The organism is Rhizobium sp. PRIMUS64, assembly GCF_023006465.1.
GTDB lineage: Bacteria > Pseudomonadota > Alphaproteobacteria > Rhizobiales > Rhizobiaceae > Rhizobium > Rhizobium leguminosarum.
This window is the reverse complement of the sequence record NZ_JALBGX010000054.1, coordinates 15,012-30,480: the sequence shown is the minus strand read 5'-3', so window position 1 is coordinate 30,480 and position 15,469 is coordinate 15,012. Positions and strand designations below refer to the sequence as shown.

The 15,469-nt window shown below is 61.4% G+C and carries 19 protein-coding genes; 14 read left to right on the top strand and 5 right to left on the bottom strand.

Annotation, left to right across the window (positions count from 1 at the left end; translation table 11 throughout):
- Positions 1 to 7: 7 nt before the first annotated feature.
- Positions 8 to 430, top strand: a complete 423-nt coding sequence (locus MOV76_RS21050; RefSeq protein WP_247265205.1) for an NUDIX domain-containing protein — start codon at positions 8 to 10, stop codon at positions 428 to 430.
- Here MOV76_RS21050 and MOV76_RS21045 read toward each other — a convergent pair whose 3' ends face one another.
- Both MOV76_RS21045 and MOV76_RS21040 read right to left on the bottom strand, forming a co-directional pair.
- On the bottom strand, positions 431 to 748 hold the full coding sequence (locus MOV76_RS21045) for a TfoX/Sxy family protein (RefSeq protein ID WP_018072246.1): 318 nt from the start codon (positions 746 to 748) through the stop codon (positions 431 to 433).
- Between the two features lie 32 nt (positions 749 to 780).
- On the bottom strand, positions 781 to 1,275 hold the full coding sequence (locus tag MOV76_RS21040; RefSeq protein WP_018242181.1) for a flavin reductase: 495 nt from the start codon (positions 1,273 to 1,275) through the stop codon (positions 781 to 783).
- Positions 1,276 to 1,561: 286 nt separating this feature from the next.
- On the opposite strand from MOV76_RS21040, the gene MOV76_RS21035 reads away from it, so the two are divergent.
- The 5 genes from MOV76_RS21035 (at position 1,562) to purB (ending at position 6,007) form a co-directional block, all read left to right on the top strand.
- Positions 1,562 to 2,644, top strand: coding sequence for a branched-chain amino acid ABC transporter substrate-binding protein (locus MOV76_RS21035; protein ID WP_112903282.1), 1,083 nt, complete (start codon positions 1,562 to 1,564; stop codon positions 2,642 to 2,644).
- 64 nt (positions 2,645 to 2,708) lie between these two features.
- The gene (gene rpe / locus MOV76_RS21030) at positions 2,709 to 3,386 is read left to right on the top strand and encodes a ribulose-phosphate 3-epimerase (RefSeq protein ID WP_018242183.1); all 678 of its coding nucleotides are present in this window, start codon (positions 2,709 to 2,711) and stop codon (positions 3,384 to 3,386) included.
- Positions 3,383 to 4,108: a DUF2259 domain-containing protein gene (locus MOV76_RS21025; RefSeq protein WP_168331552.1), complete on the top strand. Its 726-nt coding sequence runs from the start codon at positions 3,383 to 3,385 to the stop codon at positions 4,106 to 4,108. The genes rpe and MOV76_RS21025 overlap by 4 nt, the downstream gene beginning before the upstream one ends.
- 32 nt (positions 4,109 to 4,140) lie before the next feature.
- A complete protein-coding gene (locus tag MOV76_RS21020; protein WP_047621271.1) occupies positions 4,141 to 4,626 on the top strand; it encodes a hypothetical protein in 486 nt (161 codons plus the stop codon).
- A gap of 73 nt (positions 4,627 to 4,699) precedes the next feature.
- Complete coding sequence (gene purB, locus MOV76_RS21015) at positions 4,700 to 6,007, top strand: adenylosuccinate lyase (RefSeq protein ID WP_018242186.1); 1,308 nt, start codon at positions 4,700 to 4,702, stop codon at positions 6,005 to 6,007.
- Positions 6,008 to 6,059: 52 nt separating this feature from the next.
- On the opposite strand, the gene MOV76_RS21010 is transcribed toward purB, so the two are convergent.
- Together MOV76_RS21010 and MOV76_RS21005 are read right to left on the bottom strand one after the other, a co-directional pair.
- Complete coding sequence (locus MOV76_RS21010; RefSeq protein ID WP_047621273.1) at positions 6,060 to 6,539, bottom strand: low affinity iron permease family protein; 480 nt, start codon at positions 6,537 to 6,539, stop codon at positions 6,060 to 6,062.
- Positions 6,540 to 6,671: 132 nt separating this feature from the next.
- Positions 6,672 to 7,478: a DUF2189 domain-containing protein gene (locus MOV76_RS21005; protein WP_026188409.1), complete on the bottom strand. Its 807-nt coding sequence runs from the start codon at positions 7,476 to 7,478 to the stop codon at positions 6,672 to 6,674.
- Positions 7,479 to 7,653: 175 nt separating this feature from the next.
- Between MOV76_RS21005 and MOV76_RS21000 the strand changes: the two genes are divergently transcribed.
- The 7 genes from MOV76_RS21000 to MOV76_RS20970 all read left to right on the top strand — a co-directional run bounded on the left by MOV76_RS21000 (position 7,654) and on the right by MOV76_RS20970 (position 13,623).
- Positions 7,654 to 8,208: an alpha/beta hydrolase gene (locus MOV76_RS21000; protein ID WP_003559738.1), complete on the top strand. Its 555-nt coding sequence runs from the start codon at positions 7,654 to 7,656 to the stop codon at positions 8,206 to 8,208.
- A gap of 96 nt (positions 8,209 to 8,304) precedes the next feature.
- Entirely contained in the window at positions 8,305 to 10,602 is a 2,298-nt protein-coding gene (locus tag MOV76_RS20995; RefSeq protein WP_247265204.1) for a bifunctional diguanylate cyclase/phosphodiesterase, read from the top strand.
- 250 nt (positions 10,603 to 10,852) lie between these two features.
- Positions 10,853 to 11,617, top strand: a complete 765-nt coding sequence (gene purC, locus MOV76_RS20990; RefSeq protein WP_018242191.1) for a phosphoribosylaminoimidazolesuccinocarboxamide synthase — start codon at positions 10,853 to 10,855, stop codon at positions 11,615 to 11,617.
- Between the two features lie 15 nt (positions 11,618 to 11,632).
- A complete protein-coding gene (gene purS, locus MOV76_RS20985; protein WP_018072257.1) occupies positions 11,633 to 11,875 on the top strand; it encodes a phosphoribosylformylglycinamidine synthase subunit PurS in 243 nt (80 codons plus the stop codon).
- 44 nt (positions 11,876 to 11,919) lie between these two features.
- Positions 11,920 to 12,474: an RNA 2'-phosphotransferase gene (locus tag MOV76_RS20980; RefSeq protein WP_247265203.1), complete on the top strand. Its 555-nt coding sequence runs from the start codon at positions 11,920 to 11,922 to the stop codon at positions 12,472 to 12,474.
- Positions 12,471 to 13,142 carry a phosphoribosylformylglycinamidine synthase subunit PurQ gene (purQ, locus tag MOV76_RS20975; RefSeq protein ID WP_105006267.1) on the top strand — a complete coding sequence of 224 codons (672 nt, stop codon included), beginning with the start codon at positions 12,471 to 12,473 and terminating at the stop codon, positions 13,140 to 13,142. Before MOV76_RS20980 ends, purQ begins: the two co-directional genes overlap by 4 nt.
- An 88-nt stretch (positions 13,143 to 13,230) precedes the next feature.
- Complete coding sequence (locus MOV76_RS20970; protein ID WP_018242194.1) at positions 13,231 to 13,623, top strand: hypothetical protein; 393 nt, start codon at positions 13,231 to 13,233, stop codon at positions 13,621 to 13,623.
- Between the two features lie 43 nt (positions 13,624 to 13,666).
- Here MOV76_RS20970 and MOV76_RS20965 read toward each other — a convergent pair whose 3' ends face one another.
- Complete coding sequence (locus MOV76_RS20965; protein ID WP_018242195.1) at positions 13,667 to 13,924, bottom strand: DUF1127 domain-containing protein; 258 nt, start codon at positions 13,922 to 13,924, stop codon at positions 13,667 to 13,669.
- Positions 13,925 to 14,005: 81 nt separating this feature from the next.
- On the opposite strand from MOV76_RS20965, the gene MOV76_RS20960 reads away from it, so the two are divergent.
- Positions 14,006 to 15,424, top strand: coding sequence for a PLP-dependent aminotransferase family protein (locus MOV76_RS20960; RefSeq protein ID WP_247265202.1), 1,419 nt, complete (start codon positions 14,006 to 14,008; stop codon positions 15,422 to 15,424).
- The last annotated feature ends 45 nt before the right edge of the window (positions 15,425 to 15,469 follow it).

Here is a 15,469-nt window from a genome sequence, read left to right as displayed (position 1 = left end):
ACTTCCGATGGGCAGGCCCGGTATTGATTTTCCGGGTCTCGGCGTCGGCTTGGTGATTCTGCGCGACGCCAGGATCCTTCTCTACAAACGCATGCGTCCACCTGAAGCCGGCTATTGGAATATCGTCGGCGGCAAGGTGGATCACATGGAGCCGGCTGAGGAAGCTGCGCGCGGCGAGGCCGAAGAGGAAACCGGCCTGACGATCGGCCGCATCGAGCGCCTCTGCATGAGCGAGCAGATCATCGAGGCCGATCGCCAGCACTGGATTTCGATCCTCTATCTCGCCCGTGACGTCGACGGCGAGCCGCAACTGACCGAACCGGACAAGCTTTCGGATTTCGGTTGGTTTCCCCTGACGGATCTGCCCGAGCCGCTGTCGGCCTTCACCAAGGCTGCCATAGCAGCCTTGCCGACCGCCGAACGCGGCTAGTCATTCGGCGCGAAGCGACGCCTCATAGGCAAGCCGCACCCATTTCGCCATCAGATCGGGATCATCGTAGGCCTCGTCGGGGATCGACCAATAGGGCATCTTCACCGGCTTGCCGTTCTTGCCCTCATACGTCCATTGGGTGGCGCCGGCCGCGGCAAATTCCGGGGCGCTCGTCTCATCGGCCTTCAGCAGCATCTCGTCACGCACTTCCAGCGCGATGATGCGCCCGAGATGATAGATGCCCTTGCCGCCGAACATGCGCTTGACCGTAACGGGGCCAAGCCCCTGAAACATTTCCTCGATCCCGGCATTGTCCATTCTTTATTCCTTCGAAATCCCGGCCACTCCAATCACAGCGCGTGATAATCCCGGTTCAAATAGATGAGCGCCGGGTGTTTTTCGCTGAAACGGACAGCCGCGACCTCGCCGAAGATGACGTTGTGCGTCGGCAGTTCCTTGATATCGATCACCCGGCAATCGAAGGCGGCAAGCGCGTCGGCGAGCACGGGCGCACCGGTGGCAAGCATCTCGAAACGGGCGCTGGCGAAACGGTCGTCATTGGCAAGCGACGTGCGCCCGGAAAAGGCATCAGCAACGCCCTGATGATGGGCGCCGAGCGTGTTCAGCGCGAAAATGCCGCTGCGAAAGAAGATCTCGTTCTTCGGATTGGTGTTGTTGAGGCAGACCAGCACCGAGGCCGGATTGTCCGAAACCGAGCAGGCGGCCGTGATGGTGACGCCGCGGCGCAGCTCGCCCATCGCCGTCGTCACGAGCTGTACATGGCCGGCATAACGGCTCATGGCATCGCGATAAAGGCCAGGGTCGATATGCTGCCTGTTCAACACCTGCTTCTCCCGTACGCGCTTATTCTGCCTACTGCATAAATCCTTAAATCGGAATCGATTTAAGGACAAAATTATGCAGCCATTCAAAGTGCTACAGCGTCGTTTGCGCGCCTGAAAAGACGCGTGGCGCTGTAGTTCGACTTGCTATCGCGCCAATATGGCGAGCATCGGTTACCTTTTCTACAATAGGACCGGTGAAAAGCGCTGTGTTGCGCTTGTTTTTCTTTGACGATCGCGGCCTTGCGGATAAAAGGGCATGGACGATGGCTAGGGATCTCCGCCTTTCATGATCAACCTGCGTGGCATAGCAGCCTGTCTGGCGCTGCTGGGAGCGGCGGCGCAAGGCCATGCGGCCGGCGTGACAATCGGCGTCGTCGCCCCCCAGAACGGCCCGCTCGCCCTGCTCGGCGCCCAGATTACCGCCGGTGCCGGCTTCGAGATTCAGCAGTCAGAAAATACCCTCGTCGCCATCAACGAGACCTGCGAGGACAACAGCGGTGCTGCGGTCGCCGATGCGCTTGTCAATGCCAAGGTGCAGGTCGCGATCGGCTTTCTCTGCAGCGAAACGCTGGAAGGCGCGCTGCCGAAGCTGAAGGACGCCAGCATTCCCGCGATCACCGTCTCGGTGCGCTCCCGCATCCTCATGGAGGATGCGTTGAAGAACGGCTGGCCGCTCTTCCGGGCAGCACCCGCCGACGGTGCCGAGGCGGCAAAGATCATCGAGGCGATCCTGAAGGACTGGGCCGCCGATCCGATCGCCCTGATCGAGGACGGCACCATTCATGGCCGCGAGCTGACGGAAGCGGTGCGCAATGCGCTGGAGCAGAACGGCCTGAAGCCGGTCTTTACCGATACCTACCGGCCAGGACAGGAGCAGCAGATTGCCCTTGTCCGCCGCCTGAAACGGGCCGGTGCCACCAGGGTCTTCATCGGCGGCGACCGCAACGACGTCGCCGTCATCGCCCGCGACGCCAAGGCGGAGAATATCCCGCTGTCCATCCTCGGCGGCGATGCCATGCGCGCTGCCGACCAGCCGCTGCCGCTGAATGAAGGCGTGCGCGCTGTCGCCCTGCCCGAATACGCCGTTCTACCGGAAGGCACGGCTGCGGCCGACGCGCTGCGCGCCAAAGGCATCGAGCCGGAAGGTTATGTCCTGCCGTCGCTGGCCGCGGCACTCATTGCCGGCCAGGCGGGGCAAGCCGCCGCTGCGGCGGGCAAGCCCCTGCAGGAGACGCTTCTCGGCACGACATTCCAGACGCCGGTCGGCGCCATCGCCTTCACCGATGCGCATGAGCTTTCGCAAAACCCCTACCGCCTGCTCGAATGGCGGGGCAACGGCTTTTTTCCACCTGGCGCGCCGACACAATGAGCGGCGCGCCAGCCTTGAATTCGGGCGCCGCGGTCAAATGGCGGCCCATACGGAGTAAGATTCGATGACGCTGCCCATTCGCATTGCCCCCTCGATCCTCGCGGCGGATTTCGCCAGGCTTGGCGAGGAGGTGCGCGACGTGACGGCCGCTGGCGCCGACTGGATCCATCTCGACGTCATGGACGGGCATTTCGTGCCGAACATCTCCTTCGGCCCCGATGTTATCAAGTCGCTGCGCTCCTATACATCAGCCACCTTCGACTGCCACCTGATGATCTCGCCGGTCGACGACTATCTCGAAGCCTTCGCCAAGGCCGGCTGCGACCGCATTACCGTCCATGCCGAAGCCGGACCGCATCTGCACCGCTCGCTGCAGACCGTCCGCAATCTCGGCAAGAAGGTCGGCGTGACGATCAATCCGGCGACATCGCTCAGCGCCATCGAGAACGTGCTCGACGATGTCGACCTCATCCTGATCATGTCGGTCAATCCCGGTTTCGGTGGACAGAAGTTCATTCCTGCGATGGCGGCAAAGATTGCCGCGGCGAAGTCACTGATTGGTGACCGGCCGATCGAACTCCAGGTAGACGGCGGCGTCACAGTGGAAACGGCGCCTGATATCGCCCGGGCGGGCGGCAACGTTCTCGTCGCCGGCTCGGCAATTTTCAAGGGCGATACGGTCGAGGATTATCGCCGCACTGTCGCCGATCTGCGTCAGGCAGCCGAAGGGGCACGAGCATGAAAAAACGTCTGATCATCGGCGGCATGCTTGCCGTCGCATTTGCCGGCCTGCCCGGCCTGTCACTTGCCGGCGACATCGCCAATATCCAGCCGATCGGCTTTTCCGCCGACGGCAAGGTTTTCGGATTCCAGGAATTCGGCATCGAGCAGAGCGGCGGCGTCCCCTACTCCAACACTTATTTTGTCGATACCGACAGCGGCCAATATCTGGAGGGCACGCCCTTCCACACGGAGCTGACCGATAAGGACGCCAATCTTTCCAAGGCGCGGCGGCAGAACCTGACGGCGGCGCGCAGCCAGATGGACAAATACGATCTTCTGACCAATCCGGGCCTGATCGCCGCATTCAATCCGCCGACCGAACTCGGCTCCCCTTCGAAGACGATCCGCTACACGACGCTTGCGACCGACGGTCCGCCGAAATCGCCCTATACGCTCTCGCTCGGCGAGATGCCGGTGCCGACGCCGAAGGATTGCGCTGCGGCCAACAAGCGGGTCATCGGCTTCAGCCTGCAAATGATCGAAAAGGAAGGCGCTCCGAACCGGCAGGCGGCGCGCCAGGCGATGGCGGTTCCGGCCGAGCGCGCATGTTCCGTCGAATACCGGATCGGCGGCGCTGTGGTCTACCAGCCCGAAACCGGAAACCAGGTCCATATCGCCCTCGTCCTGGCCTTCGATGCCGAACGGAACGGCCGCTGGATCGCCGTTCCGGTTCATCCCTGAGCACGGATCACCCGAGGACGGATCGCCCCAGGATGGATCGTCTAAGAGCTGCACGGCCACCCTACCCCGATCTGATCGCCGGCGCTTTGCTTTGGGGCATGCAGATGCTTGCCGCCGCCATGCTCGGCCTTTACTTGCGCAACGGCCTGCAGACGAGCCGCCTTGCCGAGGTCGCAGCACTCTATTTCGCCGGCGGTCTGTTCGCTTGGCCATTTGCCCTGCCGGTCGCCCGTTTCTTTGCTTATGGCAGGCCGCCGGAAGCGCGTTTTGCCGCTTTTTTCGTGACGCTGACAGCAGCAACGATCCTGATGACCGCCTTCCTCTTCGCCATGGAATACCGGATGTTCTATTCGCGCTGGCATGCGCCCTTCGGCAGCGTCGTCTGGGCTTTCCAGTTCGTCTTCACCGGTGCCAGCGCCGTCTACCAGTTTCTGGTGATCGGCCTGCGCCTCTTTCTGCCGCTTGGCCTCGTCTGCCTTGTCGCAAGCAGCTATCATCTTGCCAAACGCATGCGTTGAGATTGCCGCCCGTCTTTGCTACAGGGGCGCTAACCTCGATAAAGCAAACCTCTTGAAGTGAAGGCAGCCGCTCATGATCCCGCGTTATTCCCGGCCCGAAATGGTCGCCATCTGGTCTCCCGAAACCAAGTTCCGCATCTGGTTCGAGATCGAGGCGCATGCTTGCGACGCGTTGGCCGAACTCGGCGTCATCCCAAAATCGGCGGCAAAGACGATCTGGGAGAAAGGCGGCGCCGCCACCTTCGACGTCGACCGCATCGATGAGATCGAGGCCGTCACCAAACATGACGTCATCGCCTTCCTCACCCATCTCGCCGAGATCGTCGGCCCGGATGCGCGCTTCGTCCACCAGGGCATGACCTCGTCCGACGTGCTCGACACCTGCTTCAACGTCCAGCTGGTGCGCGCCACCGACATCCTGATTGCCGATATCGACCGGCTGCTCGAAGCGCTGAAAAACCGCGCCTTCGAACACAAGGACACCGTCACTATCGGCCGATCGCATGGCATCCATGCCGAGCCCACCACCTTCGGCGTCAAGCTGGCGCTCGCCTATGCCGAATTCGAACGCTGCCGCCAGCGCCTCGTCGCCGCCCGCGAGGAAGTCGCGACCTGCGCCATATCAGGCGCCGTCGGCACCTTCGCCAATATCGATCCGCGCGTTGAGGAACATGTCGCCGAAGCGCTTGGCCTGAAGGCCGAGCCGGTCTCGACACAGGTCATCCCGCGTGACCGCCACGCCATGTATTTCGCCACGCTCGGCGTCGTTGCCTCATCGATCGAGCGGTTAGCGACCGAGATCCGCCACCTGCAGCGCACCGAGGTGCTGGAAGCCGAGGAATATTTCTCGCCTGGCCAGAAGGGCTCCTCGGCCATGCCGCACAAGCGCAATCCGGTTCTGACCGAAAACCTGACCGGCCTTGCCCGCATGGTCCGCTCTTACGCAATGCCAGCGATGGAAAACGTCGCCCTCTGGCACGAGCGCGATATCTCGCATTCCTCGGTCGAGCGCATGATTGGCCCAGATGCCACCGTGACGCTCGATTTCGCCCTGTCGCGGCTTGCCGGCGTCATCGAAAAGCTGCTGGTCTATCCCGAGAATATGGAGAAGAACCTCAACAAATTCCGCGGCCTCGTCCATTCGCAGCGCGTCCTGCTGGCGCTGACCCAGGCCGGCACCTCCCGCGAGGATGCCTACCGCCTCGTCCAGCGCAACGCCATGAAAGTGTGGGAACAGGGCAAGGACTTCCTGGAAGAACTGCTTGCCGACGCCGAAGTCCGCGCTGCTCTGTCGGAAGAGGACATCCGCGAAAAATTCGACCTCGGCTACCACACCAAACATGTCGACACGATTTTCCGACGGGTGTTTGGCAACGCGTGAGCGGTTCGAGATCAACGATATGGCGGCGCCCTTGCAGGCGCCGTTTTTATGTCTAGCTTTTCTCAAGCGGCCGTTGTTTTTGCTTCGGTGCTTTGGCAGCCACAGGACGCTTGCGTGCCTCCGCCTTTTTCAACGGCGCCGCTTTCACTGTCTCCGCTGTCCGGCAAGCCTCCGTCTCGCCCCTGCCTTTGGCGGCCTTGGCGACCAGCTCGTCGAGACGTTTCAGCTCTTCCTCGTCGAGATTCTCGATACCGATGAAACGGTTCTCGGCATGGCTGGTCAGGATGATTTCATTGAGCTTGGCCTGGATCGCCCGCGTGTCGCGTGTCTGGGCGTTCTGCAGCACGAAAACCATCAGGAAGGTGATGATCGTCGTGCCGGTATTGATGACCAGCTGCCAGGTTTCCGAATAATCGAAGAAGGGGCCGAGGGCCGCCCAGATAGCGACGGCGATCAGTGCCAGGATGAAGATGATGGGTTTGCCCGCCCATTCCGATACCTTGGTTGCGAAGTGGGCAAACAGATGCTTCATCGTCACCTCAAAGATCCTCCCTCGAAGTCTCCAGAGCATGAGGTCGACGGACATCATGCTCTGGCTAAACAAACTCCGAGGCAGGTTCGAGGTTCCCCAGGGATCCGAGATTCCCTGCTGAAAGGGCTGTGGTTACGCTGTGGTTTCCCGCGCAATCAGCTTGCGATAGAGATGCCAGGTCGCATGGCCGAGGATCGGGATAACCAGCGCAAGCCCGGCAAAGACCGGGATGGTGCCGATGACGAGGAGTGCTGCGACGATCAGGCCCCAGAGCAGCACCGGCACCGGATTGAGAATCGTCGCGCGGATTGACGCCGTGACGGCGGCTACCGCCCCGACATCGCGGTCGAGCAGCAGCGGAAAGGTGATGACGGTCATCGCCAGCACCACGAGCGCAAAGACGAAGCCGATGAGATTGCCCCAGATGATCAGCTGCATGCCCTCTGACGTGCCGAAGACCTGGCGGAAGAAATCCGCCATGCTGCGCGGAAAGACCTCGCCGAGCAGATTGCTGTAGAGCGTCTGTGCGGTCACCAGCCAGACGACGAAGAGGCCGCAGAGCATCAGCCCGACCGCCACAATCGACGGCAGTGCCGGCGAATGGCGCACATCGAGCGCATGCGTCCAGGACGCGTCGAGGCCGGCCTCGCGCCGGCGGCTGATTTCATAGAGGCCAATCGCAGCGATCGGGCCGATCAGCACAAAACCCGCCATAAGCGGGAAGACCATCGGCAAAAGGTTGGCGCCCGAGGTCCACAGCGTCAGGAAGACGCCGGCGATCGGATACATCAGGCACAGGAACACATAGTGGGACGGTTTCTCCATGAAATCCTCGTATCCGCGCTTCAGCGCGTCGAAGACGTCAGCTATACCGATGCGATTGACGACGGGCCGCGCCAAGCTTTCGCTAGCACCCGTCATGACATGAAATGCCGCCATGGTTTTCTCCTCCTCAGCCGAGACCTGATCGGCGGCGGACAGCATCGGCGGGCAAGCCGACACGAAATCCGCAACCGGCACTGGAGCAATATAGCAACTTTCAACGCCCGTGTCGCTCTCTCCCTTGGCACCCCCTCTTGACATCTTGGACCAGCTTTCTCACATCGGCGACACTATGAAAGCCTCAGACGCAGATATCCTCATCATCCCCGGTTACACCAATTCCGGCCCGAGCCACTGGCAAAGCCGCTGGGAGGCAAAGCTCAGCACGGCGCGGCGCGTCGAACAGGCCGAATGGACGAAGCCGGTTCGCGAGGATTGGATCGCCCGCATCGCCGAGGAGGTGAACGCGTCGACCCGTCCGGTCGTCCTGGTCGCCCATTCGCTGGGCGTGCCCTCGGTGATCCACGCCATCCCGCATTTCCGCAACCGCGTGGCAGGCGCTTTCTTGGTCGCCCCGCCCGATGTGGCCAATCCCGACATCCGCCCAAAGCACCTGATGACTTTCGGTCCCTATCCGCGTGATCCGCTGCCCTTCCCGTCGATCACGGTCGCCAGCCGCAACGATCCGTTCGGCAGCTACGAGCATGCCGACGAGATTGCCAGCAGTTGGGGCTCCTTCCTCGTCGATGCCGGCGAGTCCGGTCATATCAATGCCGATTCCGGTCACGGTCCCTGGCCGGAAGGCACCATGGTCTTTGCCCAGTTCCTCGGCCGGCTCTCCCCTTGATCGAGGAAAAGGCGCTATCCCGCTTGTTGAGCAAGTGCTTTCTAAGTCTTTCTTAATGGAATGACCGCAGACTGCGCCGAGGTGAGATAAGCGAGAATGCCCGTGAAGAAAGCCCATTCAGAGGCCGGTGATCCGCATGGCGATGCCGCAGCGGCTGAGGCAGGTATCGGCAATGGGGCGACCGACGATTGCGACCTGGCAGAGCGGGAAAGCCGCTGGAACCATGCGCTCGTCGGCTCGGGCCTTGGCGTATGGGATCACAACTACCGTCTCGACCGAAAATATTACTCGCAGACGTGGAAAACTATCCGCGGCATGGCGCCCGACGAGGAAGCCGCCGGCGATTACGATGCCTGGCTGCAACTGGTCCATCCCGATGATCGCGATTTCGTCGTCCATGCGATCGACCGGCAGAATGCCGGCGATCCCAATTACCAGATCTTCGAGTATCGCGAGCGCCATAAGGATGGCCACTGGGTCTGGATCGAGTGTCGCGGCGCCTGCGTGGAATGGGACGAGAGTGGCGTGCCGACGCGCATCGTCGGCACGGATACGGATATCACCGCCCGCAAGCAGGCCGAGGAGACGCTGTCGCGTTTGTCGCGCCGGCTCGATCTGGCGCTGGAGATTTCCCGCATCGGCGTCTTCGAGGCGGATATCGAGCATGATGTCGTCGAATGGGACGAGCGCCTCATTGCCATTTACGGCCTGCAGGGCGCCTCGCGGCAGATCGGCAGCGACGCCTGGGCGAAAAGCCTGCATCCCGACGACCGCGAGCGCGTGCTTGGCTTGTCCGACCGTAGCGTCGAAAGCGGCAGTGATTTCCAGCAGGAATACCGCATCATTCGCGGCGACGGCGTCGAACGCGTCATCCGTGCCCGCTCGGCCTTCTTCATCGACGGCAACGGCCACCGCAAGCTTATCGGCGCCAACTGGGACGTCACCGAGGAAGTCGCGCTCCGCAACGAGCTGCAGCGCGCCAAGGATCTGGCCGAGGCGCGCAACCGCGAGCTCGAAGCCGCCAAGGAGAGCATCGAGCACCTGGCGCTGCACGATTATCTCACCGGCCTGCCGAACCGCCGCTATCTCGACAAGATGCTGGGCGAGCGTTCGGCCGAATGCCGGGCAAAGGGCCTGGCGCTGGCGATCCTGCATATCGATCTCGACCGCTTCAAGCAGATCAACGACACGCTTGGCCACCGGGCTGGCGACGCCATGCTCCAGCATGCCGCAAGCGTGCTGAGAAATTCCGTCCGCGCCACCGATTTCGTCGCCCGCATTGGCGGCGATGAATTCGTCATCCTCTGCGCCGTCGATCCCGCGTCGAAGAAGATCGCCGGCCTTGCCGAACGTGTTATCCGCGAATTGCGCAAACCCGTCAGATATGAGGGTCACGATTGCCGTTTCGGCGCCAGCATCGGCATCGCCATCGATAGCGGATCGACGCTCGACGCCAAGCAGATGCTGCTCGACGCCGATATCGCGCTTTATCGGGCCAAGGGCCTGGGCCGCAACCGCTTCGAATTCTTCTCGGCCTCTGCCCGCCGCGACATCATCTCCGCCAAGCACCTCGCCGACGAGATCCTGATCGGCCTCGAGCGCAATGAATTCGTGCCCTTCTATCAGCTGCAGTTCGATGCCCGCACGCTCGATGTCGCAGGCATTGAAACGCTTGCCCGCTGGCAGCACCCGGTGCACGGGCTGCTGACGCCCGACCGCTTCCTCGATATCGCCGCGGATCTCGACGTCGTCTCGACCATCGACGCCCTGATCCTGGAGCGAGCGCTGGCCGACCGCAGCGTCTGGATCAAGGACGGGCTGCCGATCCCGAAGATATCGGTCAACGTCTCCGCCAGGCGGCTCGCCGACCCCGATCTCGGCAAGAAGCTTCGCGCCCTGAAGATCGAGCCCTGGACCATCTCCTTCGAGCTGCTGGAATCGATCTCGCTCGACGATTGCGACGAGGCGGTGGCCGCCAACCTGAAAAAGTTGCGCAAGCTCGGCATCGACATCCAGATCGACGATTTCGGCACCGGCCATGCCTCGATCGTCAGCCTGCTGCGCCTGAGCCCGAAGACGCTGAAGATCGACCGCGAACTGATCCGCATGCTGCCGCAATCGTCCGAGCAGCGCAAACTGGTCGGCTCGATCATCGATATCGGCCGCTCGCTGAACATCCTCGTCATCGCCGAGGGCGTCGAGACGGTGGATCATATCCGCATTCTCGAAGAACTCGACTGTGACACACTGCAGGGCTACGCGCTCGCCCGGCCGATGCCGGCCATGCAGATCCCCTCCTTCATCCGCGCCGGAAGCTGGCGCCACGGGCAAATCGCCGCTCGCGCCTTGCAGACGCAACTTCGTCGCGCGCTGCGAAGCAGAGCCGCCAAATAAAAACCTGCATAAGCGGCCCGCCATTTTGCCTTCATTCCACCATAGAGGAAAAGGCGCTACACTTGTCTTGCGAATTCATTCGATTCTCTTTGCGGTATTCCGTAAAATTGGAAACCAGGGCCGCGAAATCCGGAAACCAGGGAAGGAGCGACAGGCGGATTGTGAAACCCTCTCTTTTCCTTTAAGGGGACGCCACGAGATCGATCCACTCGCGCTATCCCAAGAGCGCCAACAACAGAGAATGACCACGATGAACCGTCGCCGCCGTATTTACGAGGGCAAGGCAAAGATTCTGTATGAAGGCCCGGAACCGGGCACTTTGATCCAGTTCTTCAAGGACGATGCCACTGCCTTCAACAAGAAGAAACACGAAGTCATCGATGGCAAGGGCGTCCTCAACAACCGCATTTCCGAGTATATCTTCAGCCATCTGAACAAGATCGGCATCCCCACTCATTTCATCCGCCGGCTCAACATGCGCGAGCAGTTGATCAAGGAAGTAGAGATGATCCCGCTTGAGATCGTCGTGCGCAATGTCGCGGCCGGTTCTCTCGCCAAGCGCCTCGGCATCGACGAGGGCGTCGTGCTGCCGCGCTCGATCATCGAATTCTATTACAAGTCCGACGCGCTCGACGATCCGATGGTCTCCGAAGAGCACATCACTGCCTTCGGCTGGGCAAATCCCGCCGAACTCGATGACATCATGGCGCTTGCCATCCGCGTCAACGACTTCATGACCGGCCTCTTCCTCGGTGTCGGAATCCAGCTCGTCGATTTCAAGATCGAATGCGGCCGCCTCTTCGAAGGCGATATGATGCGCATCATCCTTGCCGACGAAATCTCGCCGGACAGCTGCCGGCTCTGGGATATCGAAACCCACGAGAAGATGGACAAGGACCGCTTCCGCCGTGACCTCGGCGGGTTGCTCGAAGCCTATTCCGAAGTTGCACGCCGTCTCGGCATCATCAATGAAAACGAGCCCGTGCGCGGCACCGGCCCGGTTCTCGTCAAGTAAGGCAGGAAAGACAAAGTGATCAAGGCTCGTGTCACCGTCACGCTGAAAAACGGCGTTCTCGATCCGCAGGGCAAGGCTATCGAGGGTGCGCTTGGCGCCCTCGGCTTCTCGGGCGTCGGCCATATAAGACAGGGCAAGGTCTTCGACCTGGAGCTGGAAGGCGCCGACAAGGGCAAGGCCGAGGCCGACCTCAAGGCCATGTGCGAAAAACTGCTCGCCAACACGGTGATCGAGAACTACGCAATCGCGATCGACTGATGATCACAGACCCGTCGTCTGGCGGACTTTGAGGATTTGGCGTCATGATGAAAGCAAAGCTGGAGACGGAAGTCTCGAAATATATGAGCTATGTTTTGCGTCATGCGCCGGAATCTGCGGGCTTGACGCTTGATAGTGAGGGTTGGGTGTCGTTCGACGAACTCGAAAAAGCGTTGTCGTCGAAATACGACGTTTCCCGCGCCGAGATCATCGAGATTGTCGAAAACAATCCAAAGAAGCGCTTCTCGCTCACCGATCATAGAATTCGCGCGAACCAAGGTCATAGTGTCGACGTCGATCTCGCATTGAACCAGGTCGAGCCGCCTGCCGCTCTTTTTCACGGCACGTCTCTGACGAACTGGCAGTCGATCGAGCGCGAAGGCTTGAAGAAGATGCAACGGCACCACGTTCATCTGTCAGCAGATGTCGAAACGGCGAAAATCGTCGCAATGCGCCGCAAGGGTGAACATCTCATCCTATGCGTAGACGCGGCCCGCATGTTTTCAGAGGGTCATTCTTTCTTTGTCTCCGACAATGGAGTATGGCTCGCCGAAAGCGTTCCAGTTCAATATCTTTCGCGAAACGCAGGGACCCCATGAAATCAGCCGTCGTTCAACTTCCGGGCCTCAACCGCGACCGCGACATGATCGCCGCCTTGACCAAGATCTCCGGCCAGCCACCGGTGACGATCTGGCAGACGGAAACCGAGATCCCCGATGTCGATCTGATCGTCATTCCCGGCGGCTTTTCCTATGGCGATTATCTGCGCTGCGGTGCGATCGCCGCCCGCATGCCGGTCATGCAGGCAATCATCGACAAGGCTGCGAAGGGTGTGAAGGTGCTCGGCGTCTGCAATGGCTTCCAGATCCTCGTCGAGGCCGGCCTGCTGCCCGGCGCGCTGATGCGCAATTCCTCGCTGAAATTCGTCTGCCGCGAGATCAAGCTGGAAGTCGTCAATGCCGAGACGGATTTCACCCGCGCCTATGCGCAGGGTCAGGTTATTCGTTGCCCGGTCGCCCATCATGACGGCAATTATTTCGCTGACGAAGCGACGCTGGCTGCGATCGAAGGCAATGGCCAGGTGGTGTTCCGTTATGCCGAGGGCACCAACCCGAACGGCTCGATCAACGATATCGCCGCCGTGATGAATGAAAAGGGCAACGTGCTCGGCATGATGCCGCATCCCGAGAACCTGATCGAGGCCGCCCATGGCGGTTCCGACGGCCGCGGCCTCTTTGCCTCGGCGCTCGACGTCATCGCCGCCTGAGCCCTGCACGTCGCCCAAAAACCGCACAGCGGTCTTGGGCAACGGCATGCACCCGAAAATCCTTCCGTCCGGATCTGGAGCAAGATTAATGCGCCCTCGCCTCGCAAACGCCGCCCTGTTGACCGCTCTCGCAGCCATGGTGACAGCCTGCCAGACGCCGGCGCCGACGACAGGCCCGAACCGCGCCGCACTGCCGACGATGGAACGCGTGGCGCTCGGCGCCAATGCCTGCTGGTTCAAATCGGGCGATCCGGCCTTTGCAGCCTACAAGCTGGCGCCGGAGCTCAACTCCTTCTCCGGCCGTCCACGCATCCTGCTTGTCCACAAGGGCAGCCCGGAAAGCCGGCCGCTGCTCGTCGTTCAGGCCGAGGGAAGCCCGTCGCGCCTGCAGGCCTTCGGTCCGATGATGCAGGAGCCGGTCGCTGGCCGCATCACCACCGACGTCAATCGCTGGTCGGCAGGCAACAAGGCCTGCAGCTGATCGCCCAATCGCCCCTGAAAGAATGATCTGCTCGAAAGCAAGATCAGTCCCAGAAAAACGACTTGCCGACTTCGCGCGCGGCTTCGGACTGTGACACTCCGATATCCTTGAGCTCGGTCGCCGTCAGGCCCCTCAGAGCGCGCCGGCCTTCCCGCTTCTGATGCCAGAGAAGAATGGCAGCCCAGATTCGGCCCAAACGCGTCGTCGCCTCGGCGGGCGCGACGGGAAGGACAATCTGTCTCCTGTCTTCATAAGAGACAATCGGTACAATCGGCATTTTGATCTCAGGTAAGGCAGACATTCCAGGAATCCTCTCGGCGTGCCGTTGGAATTGACTCATACGCTTGACCGATACAATGTGCCAATATATACAATTGTCACCATGACAAATTGGCTTCCCGATATTTCCCGCGGTTCCGGGCCGGTCTATCTCCGGCTTGCCGACAGCATCGAATCCGCCATATCAAGCGGCGCCCTGCCCGTTGGCAGCAAACTGCCGCCGCAGCGCAACCTCGCCTATGATATCGGCGTGACGATCGGCACGATCGGCCGCGCCTATGCGCTGGTGCATGAGCGGGGTCTGGTCGCCGGCGAAGTGGGGCGCGGCACCTATGTGCTGAACCGCTCGGAGACGGCGCCCGGCGAACAGATCGATCCGCTGACCGTCTCGCTCGGCGGTACCCGCGTCCAGGATGCGCCGGCGAACAAGATCCGCTTCGACACGACAGCCGCGCCCGATCTCGGCCAGGGCAAGATCATAGCAGGCATTCTCGCCGAGATCGGCGAACAGCATCTTTCTGAAATCTCCTCTTATTCCCGCAGTTTCCCGCGCAACTGGTTCGAGGCCGGTCGCCTCTGGCTTGCCCGCAGCGGCTGGACGCCGGAGGTCGAAAACATCGTGCCGACGCTCGGCGCCCATGCGGCGGCGATATCAGTTATCGCCGCCGTTTCTGCGCCGGGCGACAAGATCGTCTTCGAAGATCTCACCTACACGCAGGTCAGCCGCAGCGCCCGCCTGCTCGGCCGCCGCACACTGACGGTCGATTCCGATGAGCTCGGCGTGATCCCCGAGGATTTCGAGCGGCTCTGCCAGCAGCAGCATCCGAAGATCGCCTTCCTGATGCCGACCGTCCACAATCCGACGCTGGCGATTATGCCCTATGAGCGGCGCGCTGATATCGCCGCAATCGCCAGGAAACACAGTGTCTGGCTGATCGAGGACGACCTCTACGGCGGCATGGCCGACGACGATACGCCGCTGCTCGCCTCGATTGCGCCCGATCGCACCTTCCTCGTCAACGGCCTGTCGAAATCGGTCGCCGCCGGCGTGCGCGGCGGCTGGGTCGCCTGCCCGCCGCATTTTGCCCAGCGCATCAAGGTGACGCATAGGATGATTACTGGCGGCCTGCCCTTCATCCTGGCCGAGACTTGCGCGCGCCTCGTCGAAAGCGGCATGGCGCACGAGATCCGCAAGGCAAGTGTTGAGGAACTTTCACGGCGCGTCCGTCTCGCCCGCGAGCAGCTGCAGGGCTTCGATTTCGAATCGCACGTACACGCGCCCTTCCTCTGGCTGAAACTGCCGGAGCCCTGGATGTCCGGCACATTCAAAAATGCCGCCTTCCGCGACGGCGTGCTCGTCGACGATGAGGACGAGTTCAAGTCGGCGCGCGGAGAGAGACCCTATCATCGCGTTCGCATCGGTTTTTCCTCGCCGAAGACGGGGCAGGAACTGATCTCGGGCTTGATGATCCTGCGCCGGCTGCTGGAAAATGGCGGCTCCGCCTATGACGGCGAAATATGACGTGTTGCAAATGCACGTCATAATTCGGAAAAATCCGGAGGCTAT